This window comes from Comamonas humi (assembly GCF_054782535.1).
This window is the reverse complement of record NZ_BAAGSH010000004.1, coordinates 140,241-156,882: the sequence shown is the minus strand read 5'-3', so window position 1 is coordinate 156,882 and position 16,642 is coordinate 140,241. Positions and strand designations below refer to the sequence as shown.

The following is a 16,642-nucleotide window of genomic DNA, read 5'->3' as shown; positions in this document are numbered from 1 at the left end:
TATCTGAAACTCAATATTGACAAGCGCCAGCAGCTATCTTTTTTGCATATCCATCACGGCTTGAGCAATGTCTCGATCGCCGACGATACCGGAATCTTTCCCTGCGCCAGCTGTGCGCGGTGCTTGTCCAGGCGCTTGAGGTCATAGAGGTAGTTGACCATCATGCCGAACGACTGCTTCATGCCCTTGGGCGACGGATCGCCCGCCCAGTTCAGCCGCTCGACCCGGGCGCCGTTGCCCAGGTGGAAGCGCGCCACCGCATCGAGCGGCCGGCCGCTGTCCAAGCCCCGCCCCAGGTACTGCGCCGCCGCGTGCAGCAGCGCCCGGCTGACGGGTGCATCGGCCGGCAGCGTCAGCGCCGCGTCGGCCGCCGCGAGCCAGTCAGCCGGGGTGGCCTCGGGCTTGCCCAGCGCCTTGGCCAGCTCTTCCTTGCGGCGCTTGTCCATGCCTTCCCACACGCTGGCGCTGTTCTTGCCCAGCCAGCTGCGGAAACCCGGGATCGGCGACAGCGTGGCGAACTGGCGCAGCTTGGGAAAGTCTTGCAGCAGCGTGTCGACCACGTGCTTGATGAGCGAGTCGCCAAAGCTCACGCCACGCAGGCCCGCCTGGGTGTTGCTGATCGAGTAGAAGATGGCCGTCGTGGCGCGCGCCAGGTCGGCGTCCGCGGCCGACTCGTCGAGCAGCGGCGTGATGCTGTCGGACATCTTGTCGACCAGCGCCACCTCGACGAAGATCAGCGGCTCGGTGGGCAGGCGCGGGTGGAAGAAGCCGTAGCAGCGGCGGTCGCTATCCAGGCGGTTCTTCAGGTCGGACCAGCTGCGGATGTCGTGCACCGCCTCGTACTTGATGAGCTTTTCGAGCAGCGAGGCCGGCGAGTCCCACGACAGGCGCTTGAGTTCGAGAAAGGCCACGTCGAACCAGCCGGAGAACAGGTACTCCAGCTCGGCATCGAGCGCCAGCAGGCGCTTGTCGCCCTTGAGCTGCGGCAGCAGCTCGGCCCGCAGGTCAAGCAGGAAGCGCATGCCCTGGGCCGGCACCGCAAAGCGCTGCAGCAGCCGGGTGCGCGGCGTGGCCAGCGTCTGGCGCAGCTGGCGCTCGGCGGCGCCGGCATCGGCCGTGCCCAGCGCCTGCTCGTACTTCTGCCGCGCCGAGCGGATCTTCTCCACGTCGGGCACAAACTGCTCGCACATCAGCAGCCAGAAGTCCTGGCGCTCGGGCGCCTTGGCCGCGGCATACCACTGCATCAGCTGCTCGGCCAGGCGGCCGCCCTCCACGTCGCTCAGTTCGCTGGCGCTGGCGGCCTGCATGTCGGCCAGCAGGCGGCGCAGCTCGCGCGGCGACAGGGCCTCGGCGCCACGGCGCAGCGTGGCCTTGAGCCGCTCGGCGGTGGAGCGCTCGGGCTCGGCCTGGGCATCGGCCTTCCTGGGCTTGCCGCGCTCGGTGTTGATACCCACGGATCGGAGCAGCGCGGAGCTGCGGTCCAGCCAGGAAGCGGTAGGGGTGGTGGTTTCAGTCATCAGGCCATCCTCGACAGGGTCAACGAAGTCATGCGCTGCAGCGCCCGGCGCTGCTGCAGCAGGTGGTTGCGCATGGCGGACTCGGCAGCCTCGGGGCTGCCGCCGCACACGGCGGCATAGATTTCCTGGTGCTCGCGCAGGCTGTGCACCAGGCGCCCCGGCGCGCTGAGCTGCTGCAGCCGCGCCAGGCGCAGGATGCGGCGCAGGTCGGCGATGGTCTGCGCCAGCCAGCGGTTGTTGGCCAGGGTGATGAAGGCCTCGTGGATCTGGTGGTTCATCCGGTAGTAGGCCTCGATGTCGCCCGCCTCGGCGTGCTGGGCCAACTGCTCGTGCATCACGTCGAGCACGGCCCGGTCGGCGGCGGTCATCTTGCTGGCGGCCTCGTAGGCCGCGCGCCCTTCCAGCAGCGCGATCACGGGAAAGATCTCGTCGAGGTCGCGCTCGGTGATCTCCTCGACAAAGCAGCCGCGCCGCGGCTCGTGGCGCAGCAGCCCTTCGGCCACCAGGATTTTCAGGGCCTCGCGCAGCGGCGTGCGCGACACGGCCAGCTGGTCGCACAGCGCCTTCTCGTCGAGAAACTGCCCGGGACGCAGGCCGCCGCCGAAGATCAGCTCGCGCAGCTGCGCGGCGGCTTCGTTGTGCAATGGCTGGATCGACACGGTCACGGCAACTCCTTGCCCCGCAGGAACGGGAAAACAAAGGCTCGTTTAGAACGGGTTATTCTGCATTCTTACGCATAATTATGGAAAATTATTTGAAATCCCGTGCTGGTGTTTGTACCAATCGGTAGCACGCCCGCCAAAGGCGCTCCCTGCGGTCATCCGCCGATCGCCGGTCACAAACAGATAAAAAAAGAGCATGCCGGGGCATGCTCTTGCTGAGGAAAGCGAAGGCCGCGCTACGCTGCCGGCCGGCCCCGGTGCCACAGGTACACGCCGGCAATCACCATCGGCACGCAAAGCCACTGGCCCATGCTCAGGCCCAGCGACAGCAGGCCCAGGAAGTCGTCGGGCTCGCGGAAATACTCGGCCACGAAACGCAGCACGCCATAGCCGATCAGGAACACGCCGGCCACCTGCCCCTGGCCGCGCGGCTTGCGGGCATACAGCCACAGCACGACGAAGAGCAGCAGCCCTTCCAGCAGGAACTGGTAGACCTGCGACGGATGGCGCGGCATCATCGAGCCGCTTTGCGGAAACACCATGCCCCAGGGCAGGTCCATCGAAGAAAAGCGGCCCCACAGTTCACCGTTGATGAAATTGCCGACACGACCGGCCGCCAGGCCCAGCGGAATGCAGGGTGCCACAAAGTCTGCCACCTGCAGCCAGGGGCGCCGGCGGCCGCGGGCGAACAGCACCATCGCGACGATCACACCCAATAGGCCGCCGTGGAAGCTCATGCCGCCCTGCCACACCGCGAAAATCTCCAGCGGATGGGTGAGGTAGAACCCCGGCTTGTAGAACAGGCAGTAGCCCAGCCGCCCGCCAACGATCACGCCGAGCACGCCGTAGAACAGGATGTCCTCGACATCCTTGCGCGTCCAAGGCGCCGGGTCGACCACCGAGGCAAAAGGCTGGTGCCGCAGGCGCCGGATGCCCATCAGCATGAACAGGCCGAAGGCCGCCAGATAGGTCAGGCCATACCAGTGCACGGCAAGCGGCCCGATCTGGACGGCCACCGGATCAATGTGGGGATACATCAACATGCCCGGCATTGTGCCCGAGTTCATCCTAACCACTGGTCCTTTACGTGCAGTGCAGCATACGGAAACATTCGCGGCGCCACAGGCCCAAGTTCCTCCTCAATTGATTACTACAGTGAAGGCTCAGGCAGCGAAAACACACTCCAGTGAATTTCTTCCTGTACCGGCATCGCCGCTCACCACGAGGGCGGCGATGCCACCCGAATACCAAAAGCACCATCGGAGGACATTGCATGCACCGCACCATCTATTCCCACGCGTTCCTGGGCACCCTCGCACTCAGCGCCGCCATGCTGTTCGCCGGCCGCGGCCACGCCGCAACGGCCGCCAGCCCCGCTGCCCAGCCCGCGCCCGAAGCGGTGGCCGCGTGCGCCAAACGCAAGGAAGGTGCGAAGGTCCAGCTGGCCGCCAAGGACGGCAAGCCCGCCGATGCCGTCTGCCGCAAGCAAAACGGTACACTCGTCGCCGTCCCCCTGCCCCGGGCGTCGATCGGCCCCCGCTAAACGTTGATCCGCTCCACGCTCACCGCTGTCTCCTGAATGCTCCATGTCGTCCGGCCAGCGGGTAGGTTATTGAAATCTGTCCCTCGTCCGCGCATGTCATCGCTGCGTCTACGCACCCGCGTTTTCCTCGCGCTCACCTGGCTGCTGCTGGGTCTGCTGCTGGGTTTCGGCGTTTTCTCGTACTGGAGCCTGCAAAGAGGCCTGGGCCCCTATGTGGCCCAGATCGAACTGGGCCGCCTGGAATACCTCGAAGGCCAGTTGCGGCGCGAGTATGCGACCCAGCAGGACTGGAGCACCCTCACCCCGGAGCGCTGGCAGCAACTGGTCACGGCGGGCAGGAGCCGCGGCACGGCGAGCACGCCGGCAGAGCCCCGCAGGGCCACGATCGGCCCCAGCCAGAGCGAGCAGCCGCGTCCCATCGAGCGCCATCCGATCCAGGAGCGCCTGGGCCTGCTGGACAAGAACGGCACGCTCATTGCGGGCGTGGCCATGGCCCCGGGCAGCGCCGTCAATCCGCTGCTGGATGCCGAGCACCGCCTGATCGGCACGCTGCTGCTGCGGCCGCCGCCCTACCTGCGAACCCAGATCGACAGCGCCTTCCTGCGCGAGCATCTCGTCTTCCTGTTCGCAGCCGGAGTGTTGGGCCTGCTGGTGGCGATGGGGCTGACCTGGTGGCTGAGCCGCCGCTGGATGCAGCCCATCGATGCCCTGTCCGCCGGAGCGCGCTCGTTTGCCGCCGGGCAGCTGGACCATCGCATTCCGGTGCGGGGCAGCGACGAACTCGCGCAACTCACCCGGCAGTACAACCACATGGCCGAGCAACTGCAGCACGCGCAGGCGCAGCAGGCCGACTGGCTGAGCCAGGTGGCCCATGAGCTGCGCACCCCGCTGGCCGCGATGCGCGCCGAGATCGAGGCCTTGCAGGACGGCATCCGCAGCTTCGATGCCCAGACCGCCAACCGGCTCCACGGGCAGACCATGCGCCTGACCGCCCTGGTCAGCGACCTGCGTGCCAGCCTGGGGCAGGCGCAGCCGGCCTCAATGGCGTTGGAGCAGGATCGGCACGCATCCACGGCCATCGACATGCGTGCACTGGTGCTTGAGAGCATCGACGCCATGCGCGCGCGGTATGAGCAGCGCGGCATCGCCCTGCCTTCGCCTTCTGAGCTGCAACGCGGCATCGCGCCTGGCACGGTGCATGGCAGCCCGGAGCAACTGCACCAGGTCTTTGCCAACATCCTGGAGAACAGCTCGCGCTATACCGATGCGGGGGGCCGCGTCGAGTGGCACTCCCGGCAGGTTCCGGGCCACTTCGGCACCCGGGCTGCCTGGGAGATCTGCATCGACGATACGGCGCCGGGCGTGACCGGTGAGCAATTGCCGCAGCTGTTCGAACGCTTCTTTCGCGCCGATGCCTCGCGCAGCCGCGCCAGCGGCGGCTCGGGGCTGGGCCTCGCGATCTGCCGCAGCATCGTGCAAGCGCATGGCGGCGAAATCCTGGCCATGCATTCCCCCCTGGGCGGCCTGCGCATCTGCATCCGGCTGCCATTGATCTCCACGCCACCATGACCCGCCCTACCCTGCGCATTGTCCTGGCCGAAGACGAGGCCGACATCGCCTCCGTCATCGTCGACTACCTCCGGCATGCCGGCTACCAGGTCGATCATTTCGCCGACGGCACCCAAGCCCTGGAGGCCCTGCGCGCTGATCCGCCCGATCTCGCCATCCTCGACCTGATGCTGCCCGGCACCCACGGCCTCGCCATCCTGGAGGCCTGCAGCAGCGACCGGCTCTGCCCGGTGATCTGCGTCACGGCCAAGGTCGAGGAAGTGGACCGGCTGATCGGCCTGGAAATGGGCGCAGACGACTATGTCTGCAAGCCTTTCTCGCCGCGCGAACTTGTCGCCCGCGTCAAGACAGTGCTGCGCCGGGCCACGCCGGCGGTGCCAGAAACCCCGCCTGCGGCAACCGGCACCGCAACCGGCTGGGCTCTGGACGAGGACAGTTTCCAGGCCAGCTGGCAGGGCCAGCCGCTGGCCTTGACCCGGCGCGAATTCACGCTGCTGCGCATCCTGCGCGCCAAGCCGGGCAAGATCTACTCTCGCAGCCAGCTACTGGACTTGGCTTACGCCGACGCCCTCGACGTGAGCGACCGGGCGATCGACAGCCACGTCAAGAATCTGCGCAAGAAACTAAAGGCCGCGATGGGCGAAGAAACCGACTGCATCCGGTCGGTGTATGGCGTGGGCTTCGTCTTCGACGAGCCAGCGCCCTGAGTGGGCCTACTGTAGGGTTTGCTTGGCGGATTCCGGCAGCCACAGGGGAAGCACGTCCACCCCTTCGTCGGACAGGGATTCGTAGTCCTGCCCCGACAGCGTGCCGCGGATGGCCCGCTGGTCCATCTCCCCGCGGTGCATCTTGCGCGCCTGCTCGGCAAACTCGGCCCCCACGTCGTCGGTATGGGCCACCACCTGGCGCGACCATTCCAGCCATCGGCGGGCCATTTCCTGGGTTTCGCCCGTGATGGGCTGCTCTGGAGGCGGGGCGTTCTTGTGCCCCTTCAGGTTCAGGCGGGGTGCGCTCAGCCCCTTGGTGATGTCACCTGCGCCGCACATGGGACAGGTCAACAGACCGCGCTGCTGCTGGTCTGCAAGATCCGCCTCGGACGCAAACCAGCCCTCGAAGACATGCTGGAGCGGACAGACGAGGTTGAAGACTTTCATGAACACGGCCCCCGGCGCTGGCCAAGCGCCCTGACCCGGATATCTTACCGCTCAGTGCCTGGACCTGCGGAGCAGGTACTGGTAAGTGAAGCCGGGAAACGCCAAGGTCACGAACAGGGCTCCCGTGATGGCATAGAACTCCCAGCCCTGGGGACTGCGCTGGCCGAGCCGCCCTTCCAGCAATCCGGCCACCAGGCCAACCACCGCATAGAGCACGAACAGCTCCAGCAAGCGCCATGCAAGCGCCTTGCGGTGGCCCCCCTGCCGCGGAATAGGCCCCACGGCAAACCAGCGCTGGTTGACGAAGGGCAGATTTGCCGCCACCAGCGCCAGCACGATCACCAGCCAAACAGATGCCGTCATGGCTTGAACAGGCTAGCCAGCAGTTGCATCAGGTTGCCAGCGCACGCAGCACGGCGTCGGCGCACAGGCTCATCAACCCGCCCGGCACGATGCCCAGCACCAACACCAGGGCACCATTGATCACCAGCACCGCGCGCACGTCGAAAGGTGCGGATACCTGGGTGGCGGTGATCGGCTCGTCGAAGTACATCACCTTCACGACGCGCAGGTAGTAGAAGGCGCCGATCAGGGACATGACCACGGCGAACACGGCCAGCGCGACATGCAAACCGCTGCCGGCAGCGATCAGGGCCTGCAGCACCGACAGCTTGGCGTAGAAGCCCACCAGCGGCGGAATACCAGCCATCGAGAACAGGCAGATCGCCATCACGGCGGCGTACAGCGGGCTGCGCTGGTTCAGGCCAGCGAAATCGGAGATCTCTTCGCTTTCGAAGCCTTCGCGGGCCAGCAGCAGGATCACGCCGAAGGCGGCCAACGCCGTCAACACATAGCTCACGACATAGAACATCGCCGAGCTGTAGGCATTGCCCGCGGCCAGGGCTTCGACGTTGCCATCGACCACACCGGACATCAGGCCCAGCAGCACGAAGCCCATCTGCGAAATGGTCGAGTACGCCAGCATGCGCTTGATATTGCTCTGCGCGATGGCGGCCAGGTTACCGATCAGCAGCGAGCCGATGGCCAGCACGGCCAGCATCTGCTGCCAGTCGATGGCCAGCGGCAGCAGACCGTCCACCAACAGGCGGATGGCGATGGCGAACGCGGCGAACTTGGGCGCACCGCCGACGATAGCGGTCACGGCCGTCGGAGCACCCTGGTACACGTCGGGAATCCACATGTGGAAAGGCACCACACCCAGCTTGAAGGCCAGGCCGGCCACCACGAACACCAGGCCGAACACCAGCACCTGGTGGCGGATCTGGCCAGAATTCACGGCCTTGAACACCTCGCCCAGGTCCAGCGAACCCGTGGCGCCGTAGATCATCGACAGGCCGTAGAGCAGGAAGCCGCTGGCCATCGCGCCCAGCACGAAGTATTTCATGCCGGCTTCGGTGGAAACCGTATGGTCGCGGCGCAACGCCACCAGGGCGTAGCTCGACAGCGTGAGCAATTCCAAGCCCAGGTAGATCACCAGGAAGTTGTTACCGGAGATCATGATGTTCATGCCCAGCAGTGCGAACATCGACAGCGAGAAATACTCGCCGCCGCGCAGCATGTCCCGGTCCGCAGCGTAGGGGCGGCCATAGATCAGCGTAACCGCCATGGCGATGGCGGAGAAGCACTTGAGCCAGTTGCCCATGGCGTCGCTGACGACCATGTTGCCGAAGGCGTAGAAGGTGTTGCCGTTGCTGGCATACAGGCCCTCGAGCACTGCCACCAGGAGCAGGGTCAGCAGGGTCAGCACATAGGTCAACGTGCGGCCCTTGCTGCGCACTCCCAGGTCGACCAGCGTGATGACGCAGGCCATGACGAGCAGAACAATTTCTGGATAGATAGCCAGCCAGCTGATGTTATCAATCATCTCGATTCTCTCAATTCGTTCTGCGCATCACAGCTTGGAAATGGCCACATGCTTGAGCAGGTCCGCCACCGAAGCATTCATGACGTCCGTGAACGGCGCCGGATACACGCCCATGACCAGCACAGCGATCGCCAGGACGGCCAGGATCAGGAACTCGCGGCTGCCGATATCGGTCAGCTCCTTCACGTGGTCATTGGTCACCGGGCCCAGGTACACGCGCTTGTACATCCACAGCGTATAGGCGGCACCCAGGATCAGGGCCGTGGCAGAGCCGACGCCGATCCAGAAGTTGAACTGCGTCGCACCCAGGATCACCATCCACTCGCCCACGAAGCCAGCCGTTGCCGGCAGGCCGCAATTGGCCATCGAGAACAGCAGCGCAAAGGCAGCGAACTTGGGCATGGTGTTGACCACGCCGCCATAGGCAGCGATCTCGCGGGAGTGCACGCGGTCATACAGCACGCCGATGCACAGGAACATGGCGCCGGACACGAAGCCGTGCGCGATCATCTGCACCAGGCCACCGGCGATGCCAATGTCGTTGAAGATGAAGAAGCCCAGTGTCACGAAGCCCATGTGCGCCACGGACGAATAGGCCACCAGCTTCTTCATGTCCTTCTGCACCAGGGCCACCAGGCCCACGTAGATCACGGCGATCAGCGACAGCGCGATGATCAACCAGGCCCAGTGGTGCGAGGCATCGGGTGCGATGGGCATCGAGAAGCGCAGGAAGCCATAGGCGCCGAGCTTCAGCATGATCGCCGCCAGCACGGCGGAGCCGCCGGTAGGCGCTTCCACGTGTACATCGGGCAGCCAGGTATGCACCGGGAACATCGGCACCTTGACCGCGAATGCCGCGAAGAAGGCGAAGAAGATCAGCGTCTGCTCGCGCATCGACAGCTTGAGCTGGTGCCAAGCCAGGATGTCGAAGCTGCCGGCCTTGTTGTACAGGTAGATGATCGCGATCAGCGTCAGCAGCGAGCCGAGCAGCGTGTACAGGAAGAACTTGAACGCCGCATAGATGCGGTTGGGGCCGCCCCAGATACCGATGATCAGGTACATCGGGATCAGCGTGGCTTCGAAGAACACGTAGAACAGCAGGCCGTCCAGCGCGGAGAACACGCCGATCATCAGGCCCGACAGGATCAGGAACGCGCCCATGTACTGGTTGACACGCTCGGTGATGGACTCCCATGAGGCCAGCACCACGATGACGGTGATGAAGGCCGTCAGCGGTATGAACCAGAACGAGATGCCGTCCACACCCAAGTAGTACTGGATGCCGAAGCGCGGGATCCAGGACGCCTTCTCGACGAACTGCATCGCCGAGGTGCCGAGCTGGAAGCCCTGGTACAGCGGCAGCGTAACCAGCAGGCCGATGATGGCGCCAACCAGCGCGATCCAGCGCACCAGCTTGGCCTGCTCCTGCTTGCCGAATGCCAGGACCAGCACGCCGAAGGCGATCGGGGTCCAGATTGCAAGACTCAACAATCCCATTTTTCTTCTTCCTTATTTGTTGAGCAGCACGAAGTAGGTCATGAGCAGGAAGATGCCCAGAATCATGACCAGTGCATAGTGATAGACATAACCCGACTGCAGCCAGCGGATCACCGAGGCGATGCGGCCCACGACCTTCCAGGAGCCGTTGACCACCACACCATCGATCAGGGCCTGGTCGCCAGCCTTCCAGAACACGGTACCCAGCACACGGCCGCCACGGGCGAAGATGTTCTCGTACACCCAGTCCACGCCATACTTGCCTTCGAGAACCTGGTAGATGCCGACCTTCTCCATCACGCGCTTGATCGCAGCCGGCCACTCGGGCTTGAGCATGTAGAACACGTAGGAGACGAGCACACCGGCCAGGGCCAACCAGAACGGCAAGGCGGTAAAGCCATGGATCGCCATCGACACCCAGTCGTGGATCTCTTCGCCCAGTTCGGCCATCGCATGGTGCTTGGTGCCGTCCACCATGATCACGCCCTTGAAGAAGTCGCCGAGCACCATCGGGGCCAGCGCCATCGCGCCGATCACCACCGAAGGAATCGCCAGCAGCATCAGCGGGCCAGTCACCACCAGCGGAGACTCATGGGGCTTGGCATCGTGATGGCCGTGGTGGTCATCGTGACCATGATGGTCGTCATGGTGCGCGTCGGGATTCTGGTCGTAACGCTCCTTGCCGTGGAACACGATGAAGTACAGACGGAACGAATAGAACGCCGTGATGAACACACCAGCCAGCACGGCAAAGTTCGCAAAGCCGGCACCGGGCAGGTGCGAGGCATGCACGGCCTCAATGATGGCATCCTTGGAGTAGAAGCCCGAGAAGAACGGCGTGCCGATCAGCGCCAGGTTGCCCAGCAGGAAGGTGATCCAGGTGATGGGCATGTACTTGCGCACGCCGCCCATCCAGCGGATGTCCTGGTTGTGGTGCATGCCCATGATGACCGAACCGGCACCAAGGAACAGCAGGGCCTTGAAGAAGGCGTGGGTCATCAGGTGGAACACCGACACCGAGTAGGCCGAGACACCGAGCGCCACAGTCATGTAGCCCAGCTGCGACAGCGTGGAATACGCAATCACGCGCTTGATGTCGTTCTGGATAATGCCCAGGATACCCATGAACAGCGCCGTGATCGAGCCGATCACCAGGATGAAGTTCAGCGCGGTATCCGACATCTCGTACAGCGGCGACATGCGGCTGACCATGAAGATGCCGGCAGTCACCATGGTGGCCGCATGGATCAACGCGGAGATAGGGGTCGGGCCTTCCATCGAGTCCGGCAGCCAGGCATGCAGCGGGAACTGGGCCGACTTGCCCATGGCACCGATGAACAGGCAGATGCCGATCACGGTCACCAGCAGCCAAGCAGTGCCAGGCAGGGTTGTGCTCTGCAGTTCGGGCAGCTTGGCAAAGAGTTCGCTGTAGTTCAGCGTGCCGGTGTAGGCTGCAATCAGGCCGATACCCAGGATGAAGCCGAAGTCACCGACCCGGTTCACCAGGAAGGCCTTCATGTTGGCGAAGATCGCGGATTCCTTCTTGAAGTAGAAACCGATCAGCAGGTAAGACACCAGGCCCACGGCTTCCCAGCCGAAGAACAGCTGCAGCAGGTTGTTGCTCATCACCAGCATCAGCATCGAGAAGGTGAACAGCGAGATGTACGAGAAGAAGCGGTCGTAGCCGTCATCATCCGCCATGTAGCCCATGGTGTAGATATGCACCATCAGCGACACGAAGGTCACCACGCACATCATCATCGCCGTCAGGCTATCGATCAGGAAACCGATTTCCATCTTCAGCGAACCGATCTGCATCCACTGGTAGATGGTCTGGTTGAAGGCGGCACCTTCGAAAACCACCTGCTGAAACGTCAGTGCAGACAGGATGAACGCGAGCAGCACGCTGCCGATCGTGAGCGTGTGGCTGCCAACCCGGCCGATGCGGTTGCCGCCGAATGCCGTGCCGAAAATGCCCGCCAGCGCGGAGCCCACCAGCGGTGCCAGGGGGACCGCCAGCAGTGTTGAAGCAGAGAGGGTTTGACTCATTCTTCTTGACCTTGCAATTACTGGTGTGCCTCAACCCTTCAGGGCATTGAGATCTTCCGCATCGATGCTGGACTTGTTGCGGAACAGCAGCACCAGGATCGCCAGCCCGATGGCCGACTCCGCCGCTGCAACCGTGAGGATGAAGAACACGAAGATCTGGCCGTGCATGTCGCCCAGGTAATGGGAGAAGGCCACGAAGTTCATGTTGACCGCCAGCAGCATCAGCTCGATGGCCATCAGCAGCACGATCAGGTTTCTGCGGTTCAGGAAAATGCCCACCACGGCCATGGCAAACAGCATGGCCCCCAGTGTCAGGAAATGACCGAGTGTCAGTGTCATGCTTTCTTCTCCTCCACAGCGGGCGCGGCCACCGGTGCCGGCGCCACGGCCGCAGCCACCTTGACCAGTTGCACACGGTCCGCGGCACGCACACGCACCTGCTCAGACGGGTCTATCGTCTTCGTATCCTTGCGCTGACGCAGGGTCAGTGCGATGGCAGCGATCATCGCCACCAGCAGGATCACGGCAGCGATTTCCACCGGATACAGGTACTCGGTGTACAGCAGGGTACCCAGCGCCTTCACGTTGCTGAACGGCACCACCTGACCTGCACTGTTGACCACGGTCGACACCGACTTGGCTTCGTCGATGGAGCCGAAGCCGCCAATCAGCACCACACCCATTTCAAAGGCCACGATCGCAAAGATCACGGCGGCGATGGGGAAATACTTCCAGAAGCTGCGGCGCAGTGCGTCAATGCGGATGTCCAGCATCATCACCACGAACAGGAACAGCACCATCACTGCGCCCAGGTAGACCATCACTAGCACGATGGCCAGGAATTCAGCCTTCAGGATCAGCCAGATGCCGGCTGCCTGCGAGAAAGCGAGAATCAGATGCAGCACGGCATGCACAGGGTTCTGCGCCGTGATGACTCGGAACGCCGCGTACAGCAGCACGACCGAGAACAGATAGAAAAAACCAGTTGTAACGTCCATGTGGGGCTCTTTTCGATCAGTCTCCGCCGTTTAGCGATACTTGGCGTCTGCAGCCTTGGCCGCAGCGATTTCCGTCTCGTAGCGGTCACCCACTGCGAGCAGCATTTCCTTGGTGAAGTACAGATCGCCACGCTTTTCACCGTGGTACTCGAGGATCTGGGTCTCCACGATGGAGTCGACCGGGCAGCTTTCTTCGCAGAAGCCGCAGAAAATGCACTTGGTCAGGTCGATGTCGTAGCGCGTCGTGCGGCGGCTGCCGTCTTCGCGCACATCCGACTCGATGGTGATGGCCATGGCGGGGCAGACAGCCTCGCACAGCTTGCAGGCAATGCAACGCTCTTCGCCATTCTCATAGCGGCGCAGCGCATGCAGGCCGCGGAAACGCGGCGACAGCGGGGTCTTCTCCTCTGGGAATTGCACGGTGACCTTGCGCGCAAATGCGTAGCGGCCGGTCAGTGCCATACCCTTGAAGAGCTCCCAGAGCATGAAGCTCTTGAGGAAATCCTTTACCGAAAAGGAACGAGCAGCAGCAACAGTCATGGTTTGTGTCCTCCCGCTTACTTCCAGATATTCCATGGCGACAGCAGCCAGCCGCCCACCACGATCAACCACACCAGGGTCACGGGGATAAAAATCTTCCAGCCCAGGCGCATGATCTGGTCATAACGGAACCGGGGGAAAGTGGCGCGAATCCAGATGAACATCGACACCACGACGAAGGTCTTGATCGCCAGCCAGATCCAGCCGGGGATGAAGGACAGGAATTCGAACGGGGGCAGCCAGCCGCCGAGGAACATGATCACGGCCAGGATCGACACCAGCCACATGCTGGCGTATTCCGCCAGGAAGAAGACGGCAAAGCCCATGCCCGAGTACTCGACCATATGGCCGGCCACGATTTCGGCTTCGCCTTCAACCACGTCGAACGGATGGCGGTTGGTTTCGGCGACGCCCGAAATCAGGTAGACCAGGAACATCGGCAACAGCGGCAGCCAGTTCCACGACAGGATACCGGCACCGGCGCTGGCGAATGCACCCTTGCCCTGCCCGAGCACGATCTCGGTCAGGTTCATGCTGCCAGTGACCATGATGACCACCAGGAAGCAGAAGCCCATCGCGATTTCATAGCTCACCATCTGGGCGGATGCGCGCAGCGCACCCAAGAAGGCGTACTTGGAGTTCGACGCCCAGCCCGCAATGATCACGCCATAGACCTCGATGGAGGTAATGGCCATCACCAGCAGCAAGCCCACGTTCACATTGGCCAGCGCCACATCGGGGCCGAAGGGAATCACCACCCATGCGGCCAGGGCCGGCATGATGGCCATGATCGGGCCGAGGCGGAACAGACCGGGGCTGGCCGCCGAAGGCGAGATGATTTCCTTGGTCATCAGCTTCAGGCCATCGGCCAGCGGCTGCAGCAGGCCGAACGGGCCCACGCGGTTGGGACCGTAGCGCACCTGCATAAAGCCCAGCAGCTTGCGCTCCCAGAGCGTCAGGTAGGCCACGGCGCCCATCAGCGGGGCAACGATGCAGACGATCTTGATCAGGTTCCAGAGGACCGGCCAGACGATGGCAGCCCACCAGCTGGCGGCCACCAGGTTCAGACCACCGTTGTAAATCGCGTCGATCATGGTGCGACGGCCTCCAGGGATTGGCGGGCATCCGCCGTCAATTGCAACGAAGACGCACGGCGCACGATGCCATCCAGCTGGTAGATGGCAGCCACCATCGGCGCCTGCGCTGCAGGTCCGGCGACGGCCATGTTGGTCTTCGTGGCATTGCCGAGTACCGCAGCTGGCACTTGCGTCTGCGCACCCACGGCCTTGGCCAGCACGTCCTGCGACGACTCGAAGGCCATGTCGGGGAGGTTCAGCAGATTCGCCAGCACGCGCAGCACCTTCCAGCCCGGACGCGCTTCTGCCAGCGGCTTCACCACGGCGTGGAAGCTCTGCAGGCGACCTTCCGCATTGACGAAGGAACCGGAGGTTTCGGTGAATGGTGCGATGGGCAACAGCACGTCGCTGAAAGCCATGTTGGCCTTGAACGGGCTGAGCGTGACAACCATCTCTGCCGACTCCAGGGCAGCTGCAGCGTGAGCACCGGCCGCCGAGTCGAACTCGGGCTCGTTGTTCAGCAGGATGGCCGCCTTCAGGCCGCCCGACAGCATCTGGCCGGCGTTCAGGCCATTGGCGCCGGGAACCGCACGTACCCACTGAGCACCCACGGTATTGGCGGCTTCGGTCAGGTAGCCCACCGTGGCACCGGTCTGGCCTGCGATCCACTGGGCGATGGCCAGCAAGGTGCTGGCCTGCGCATGGTGCGCCACGGCATTGCCCAGCAAGATCGCCTTTTTCTCACCGCTTTGCAGCGCGCGGGCGATCTCGCCGGCCTCTGCGCTCACGGTGCCTGCGTTGTTGGGCGCTTCGATGCCCTTGGACTGGGCGATCGCTGCCGCGATGGATGACAACGCATAGGCCCACTGCTCAGCCGGAGCCAGCAACTCGTGCGCGACCGGCATGGCCAGATCGTGGTTGCTGGCATTCAACGTCGTCACCACACAGCCTCTGCGGGTCGCGGCCTGGCGGATGCGCTGTGCAAACAGCGGGTGTTCCTTGCGGATGTTCGAGCCGACCACCAGCACCGTATTCAGATGCGACAGATCGGCAATATTGCAGCCCAGCCAGCGCACGCCATCGTGCTTTTCGAACTCGGCGTGGCGCAAGCGGTAGTCGATGTTCTCGCTGCCCAGGCCGCGCACCAGGGCGCCCGCCAGGTACAGCTCCTCCAGCGTGCTGTGCGCGCTGACCAGTGCACCGATGCTGTTCGCACCATGGTCGCGCTGGATGCTCTTAAGGCCATTGGCCACATATTCGAGCGCGGTCTGCCAGCTGACCTCGGTCCACTGGCCGCCCTGCTTGAGCATGGGCTGGGTCAGGCGTTCTTCGCCATTCAGCGCTTCGTACGAGAAACGGTCGCGGTCGGCGATCCAACACTCGTTGACGGCGTCGTTTTCGAAAGGCACGACGCGCATCACGCGGTTGCTCTTGACCTGCACGATCAGGTTCGCACCGGTGGAGTCATGCGGGCTGACCGACTTGCGGCGCGACAGCTCCCAGGTGCGGGCGCTGTAGCGGAAAGGCTTGCTGGTCAGCGCACCCACCGGGCAGATGTCGATCATGTTGCCCGACAGCTCTGAATCCACCGTGTCGCCCACGACCGTGGTGATCTCGGAATGCTCGCCACGGTTGACCATGCCGAGCTCCATCACGCCGGAGATCTCCTGGCCAAAGCGCACGCAGCGGGTGCAGTGGATGCAGCGGCTCATCTCTTCCATCGAGATCAGCGGACCCACATTCTTGTGGAACACCACGCGCTTCTCTTCCTCGTAGCGAGATGAGGAGCCACCGTAGCCCACGGCCAGGTCCTGCAGTTGGCATTCACCGCCTTGGTCGCAGATCGGGCAGTCCAGCGGGTGGTTGATGAGGAGGAACTCCATCACCGACTGCTGGGCCTTCACCGCCTTGTCGGAAGCCGTGCGCACGATCATGCCCTGCGTCACCGGCGTCGCACAGGCGGGCAGCGGCTTGGGCGCCTTCTCGACCTCAACCAGGCACATGCGGCAGTTGGCCGCAATCGACAGTTTCTTGTGGTAGCAGAAATGAGGGATGTACTTGCCTGCCGCCTCGGCCGCATGCATCACCATGCTGCCTTCGACAACCTCGACCTTCTGACCGTCTAATTCAATTTCAACCATATGCTCTCTCG

At 63.7% G+C, this 16,642-nt stretch carries 16 protein-coding genes; 3 read left to right on the top strand and 13 right to left on the bottom strand.

What is annotated here, in order from left to right; translation table 11 throughout:
* Window positions 1-53 precede the first annotated feature (53 nt).
* The 3 genes from ACYVKR_RS03650 to lgt form a co-directional block, all read right to left on the bottom strand.
* Window positions 54-1,517, bottom strand: a complete 1,464-nt coding sequence (locus tag ACYVKR_RS03650) for a malonyl-CoA decarboxylase (protein WP_460479436.1) — start codon at window positions 1,515-1,517, stop codon at window positions 54-56.
* Window positions 1,517-2,182, bottom strand: a complete 666-nt coding sequence (locus tag ACYVKR_RS03645; RefSeq protein WP_460479435.1) for a GntR family transcriptional regulator — start codon at window positions 2,180-2,182, stop codon at window positions 1,517-1,519. The genes ACYVKR_RS03650 and ACYVKR_RS03645 overlap by 1 nt, the downstream gene beginning before the upstream one ends.
* 233 nt (window positions 2,183-2,415) lie before the next feature.
* Window positions 2,416-3,222, bottom strand: coding sequence for a prolipoprotein diacylglyceryl transferase (lgt, locus tag ACYVKR_RS03640; RefSeq protein ID WP_460479434.1), 807 nt, complete (start codon window positions 3,220-3,222; stop codon window positions 2,416-2,418).
* Window positions 3,223-3,452: 230 nt separating this feature from the next.
* Here lgt and ACYVKR_RS03635 point away from each other — a divergent pair, with 230 nt between their 5' ends.
* The 3 genes from ACYVKR_RS03635 (at window position 3,453) to ACYVKR_RS03625 (ending at window position 5,998) form a co-directional block, all read left to right on the top strand.
* Window positions 3,453-3,722, top strand: a complete 270-nt coding sequence (locus ACYVKR_RS03635; RefSeq protein ID WP_460479433.1) for a hypothetical protein — start codon at window positions 3,453-3,455, stop codon at window positions 3,720-3,722.
* 93 nt (window positions 3,723-3,815) lie between these two features.
* Window positions 3,816-5,291, top strand: a complete 1,476-nt coding sequence (locus ACYVKR_RS03630; protein ID WP_460479432.1) for an ATP-binding protein — start codon at window positions 3,816-3,818, stop codon at window positions 5,289-5,291.
* A complete protein-coding gene (locus ACYVKR_RS03625) occupies window positions 5,288-5,998 on the top strand; it encodes a response regulator (protein WP_460479431.1) in 711 nt (236 codons plus the stop codon). The genes ACYVKR_RS03630 and ACYVKR_RS03625 overlap by 4 nt, the downstream gene beginning before the upstream one ends.
* Window positions 5,999-6,004: 6 nt before the next feature.
* Here ACYVKR_RS03625 and ACYVKR_RS03620 read toward each other — a convergent pair whose 3' ends face one another.
* From ACYVKR_RS03620 to nuoG, 10 genes are read right to left on the bottom strand one after another with little or no spacing between them, the layout of a single operon-like run.
* Window positions 6,005-6,445 (bottom strand): DUF1178 family protein, encoded by a 441-nt coding sequence (locus tag ACYVKR_RS03620; protein WP_460479430.1) that lies wholly within the window; start codon window positions 6,443-6,445, stop codon window positions 6,005-6,007.
* 51 nt (window positions 6,446-6,496) lie between these two features.
* Window positions 6,497-6,808 carry a DUF2818 family protein gene (locus ACYVKR_RS03615; RefSeq protein ID WP_460479429.1) on the bottom strand — a complete coding sequence of 104 codons (312 nt, stop codon included), beginning with the start codon at window positions 6,806-6,808 and terminating at the stop codon, window positions 6,497-6,499.
* A gap of 28 nt (window positions 6,809-6,836) precedes the next feature.
* Window positions 6,837-8,330 (bottom strand): NADH-quinone oxidoreductase subunit N, encoded by a 1,494-nt coding sequence (gene nuoN / locus ACYVKR_RS03610; protein ID WP_460479428.1) that lies wholly within the window; start codon window positions 8,328-8,330, stop codon window positions 6,837-6,839.
* A 27-nt stretch (window positions 8,331-8,357) separates the two neighbouring features.
* Window positions 8,358-9,827 (bottom strand): NADH-quinone oxidoreductase subunit M, encoded by a 1,470-nt coding sequence (locus tag ACYVKR_RS03605; RefSeq protein WP_460479427.1) that lies wholly within the window; start codon window positions 9,825-9,827, stop codon window positions 8,358-8,360.
* A gap of 12 nt (window positions 9,828-9,839) precedes the next feature.
* Window positions 9,840-11,876: an NADH-quinone oxidoreductase subunit L gene (gene nuoL, locus ACYVKR_RS03600; protein WP_460479426.1), complete on the bottom strand. Its 2,037-nt coding sequence runs from the start codon at window positions 11,874-11,876 to the stop codon at window positions 9,840-9,842.
* A gap of 30 nt (window positions 11,877-11,906) precedes the next feature.
* The gene (gene nuoK / locus ACYVKR_RS03595; RefSeq protein ID WP_460479425.1) at window positions 11,907-12,215 is read right to left on the bottom strand and encodes an NADH-quinone/ubiquinone oxidoreductase subunit 4L family protein; all 309 of its coding nucleotides are present in this window, start codon (window positions 12,213-12,215) and stop codon (window positions 11,907-11,909) included.
* A complete protein-coding gene (locus ACYVKR_RS03590; RefSeq protein WP_460479424.1) occupies window positions 12,212-12,874 on the bottom strand; it encodes an NADH-quinone oxidoreductase subunit J in 663 nt (220 codons plus the stop codon). Before ACYVKR_RS03590 ends, nuoK begins: the two co-directional genes overlap by 4 nt.
* Window positions 12,875-12,904: 30 nt before the next feature.
* Window positions 12,905-13,414 (bottom strand): NuoI/complex I 23 kDa subunit family protein, encoded by a 510-nt coding sequence (gene nuoI, locus ACYVKR_RS03585; protein WP_460479423.1) that lies wholly within the window; start codon window positions 13,412-13,414, stop codon window positions 12,905-12,907.
* A gap of 17 nt (window positions 13,415-13,431) precedes the next feature.
* Complete coding sequence (gene nuoH, locus ACYVKR_RS03580) at window positions 13,432-14,508, bottom strand: complex I subunit 1/NuoH family protein (protein WP_460479422.1); 1,077 nt, start codon at window positions 14,506-14,508, stop codon at window positions 13,432-13,434.
* Entirely contained in the window at window positions 14,505-16,631 is a 2,127-nt protein-coding gene (gene nuoG / locus ACYVKR_RS03575) for an NADH-quinone oxidoreductase subunit NuoG (protein ID WP_460479421.1), read from the bottom strand. Before nuoG ends, nuoH begins: the two co-directional genes overlap by 4 nt.
* Window positions 16,632-16,642: the final 11 nt, after the last annotated feature.